General features: G+C 38.2%; 1 protein-coding gene. It reads right to left on the reverse strand.

From position 1 onward, the window contains the following. Positions 1 to 93: 93 nt before the first annotated feature. The coding region (locus GLIP_RS22035; protein ID WP_161602043.1) for a hypothetical protein at positions 94 to 513 on the reverse strand (420 nt) is incomplete at its 5' end.

The following is a 513-nucleotide window of genomic DNA, read 5'->3' on the forward strand; positions in this document are numbered from 1 at the left end:
ATAACGCTTTGAATATGGGGATTTTAGGAGCGCATTGGCCGGAGGCCAGCGAGTAAAATTCCCAGTGAGTTTACGAACGACATTATTCACTTGTTAGGTGTTCTGTACATTAGGCCATCCGTTATTGTCTTTTACTACTTTGAACTTAGCATTGAACTTGGAAAAACATCCAGAATTTAAAGAGGAAAAATCAATGTTGCTTCTTGGAGTTTCAAAATACTCAATGACCTGACTACCCTTTGTAGCGATAACTAGAGTGATACCGTCCAAAATAGAGATACTACTTTTATCTTCAACATTAAAATCGAAACCCAACACCTCTTTTGCACCCTCGTTATCGGTATAAGGAGTAATGAAGCATACCTTGTCCCAGTTGCCTCCTAACTCAATGGATAAATCTACTACTCCACTAGAAATATCGAAAATTCGAGTTGGAGCTGTTTCAAATTTAGCACACGATACAATTGCAAAGAGTAAAAGTAGTACGATAAACCGATTCATCCTTTGAACACC

Source organism: Aliiglaciecola lipolytica E3, assembly GCF_000314975.1.
GTDB lineage: Bacteria > Pseudomonadota > Gammaproteobacteria > Enterobacterales > Alteromonadaceae > Aliiglaciecola > Aliiglaciecola lipolytica.